Annotated in this window: 2 protein-coding genes; both read left to right on the forward strand. The window is 77.7% G+C overall.

The annotated features are described in order from the left end of the window. Positions 1 to 1351, forward strand: a 1351-nt coding sequence (locus KBX39_RS30555) for an amino acid ABC transporter ATP-binding/permease protein (RefSeq protein WP_210873878.1), incomplete at its 5' end; no start/stop codon positions are given. A 68-nt stretch (positions 1352 to 1419) separates the two neighbouring features. Beyond that, positions 1420 to 1716, forward strand: a 297-nt coding sequence (locus KBX39_RS30560) for a permease prefix domain 1-containing protein (protein ID WP_247660771.1), incomplete at its 3' end; no start/stop codon positions are given.

Raw genomic sequence — 1716 nt, forward strand, 5'->3', positions numbered from 1 at the left:
GCGCGTGCTTGTGCCGGGCGCGGCCGCGGCGGTGGTCAGCGTGCTCGCGGTCGGCGTCGCCGCGCTGATCTCACCGCCGGCCGCCGGTGTGCTCGCGATCGGCCTGCTGGTGGCCGGCGCGGCGCTGCCCGCGCTGGCCACCCGACTCACCCGCCGCGCCGCCGACGAGGTCGCCCCGCTGCGCGGCGCGCTCGCGGTGGACGCGGTCGACCTCACCCACGGCGCCGCCGACCTGGCCGCGTTCGGGGCCACCGGCGCCGCGCTCGCCGCCGCCGAGAACCGGGGCGCGCGGCTGGCGAAGCTGGAACGCCGGCTCGCCGCTACCGGCTTCGCGGTGGACGCGACGGGCGTACTCGTGGGTGGCCTCACCGCCGCCGCGGTGGTGGCCGTCGCGCTGCGGGCCGGGGTCGGCGGGGTGCTCGTCGGCGTCCTCGCGGTCGGGTCGCTCGCCGCCGTGGAGGTGGCGCTCGCGCTGGTCGCGGCGGCCCGCCAGCGCGCCCAGCTCCGGACCGGGCTGGCCCGGGTGGCCGACATGCTCACCGAACCCGACACGACGCCGCCGGCGAGCGCGCCGGAGCCCGCGATCGACGGGCACGACGTACGGTTCGCCGACGTGACGGTCCGCTACCGGACCGGGGCCGCCCCCGCGCTGGCCGATTTCGACCTCGACCTGCCGGCCGGTCGGCGGGTGGCGGTGGTCGGGCCGAGCGGCGCCGGCAAGAGCACGCTCGCCGCCGTGCTCACCGGCGCGGTACGCCCCGACACCGGCCGGGTCACCGTCGGCGGCGTGCCGGTGGCCGGGATCCCGGACGAGCACCTGCCCCGGGTGGTCGGCGGCCTGCTCGCCGAGGCGTACGTCTTCCACGCCACGGTCAAGGAGAACCTGCTCCTCGGCCGTCCGGACGCCACCGAGGCGGACCTGGTCGCCGCGACCCGGGCGGCCGGCCTGCTCGACTGGGTACGCGAACAGCCCGACGGCTGGGACACAGTGGTCGGCGAGCAGGGCGGGCAGCTCTCCGGCGGGCAGCGGCAGCGCCTCGCGCTGGCCCGCGCGCTGCTGGCCGCCCCGCCGGTGCTGGTGCTCGACGAGCCGACCGAAGGGCTCGACCCGTCCGCCGCCGACGCGGTGCTGGACTCCACGCTCGCCGCCACCCCGGCCGGGCACTCGGTGCTGCTGATCAGCCACCGGCTCAGCGGCCTGGCCGGGCTGGACGAGATCGTGGTGCTCGACGGCGGCCGGGTGGTACAGCGCGGCCGGCACGACGAACTGGTGGCGCGTCCGGGCTGGTACCGGGAGCAGTGGCTGCGGCAGCAGACGGCCGAACGCGGCTACCTGGCGGTCACGCCGTAGCGCGCACTGAATCCGATCGGGGTTTTCCCTGACGCGGTAGCCCGTCCCCCGATGGCAGGCTTGTGCGCATGCGGGTCCATGACGAGGCGGTGGTCGACCGCCGGCTGCGCGAGCTGTCCGGACGGTTGTACGGGCCGGACCGGCTCAAGGCCGACCTGCTGACCGAGACGCGGCACGCGCTGGAGGACGCCGTCGAGGCGTACCGGGAGGAGGGCCTGCCGCGCGCGGAGGCGGAGCGGCGGGCGGTCGCCGAGTTCGGCAGCGACCGGCAGCTCGTGCCGGAGTTCCAGGCCGAGCTGGCCACCGGCGCGCTGCGCGGGCTGGCGCTGCGCACGCTCCTGATCTCGGTGGTCCCCGTCGCAGGC

Source organism: Micromonospora sp. D75 (genome assembly GCF_018070405.1).
GTDB lineage: Bacteria > Actinomycetota > Actinomycetes > Mycobacteriales > Micromonosporaceae > Micromonospora > Micromonospora chalcea.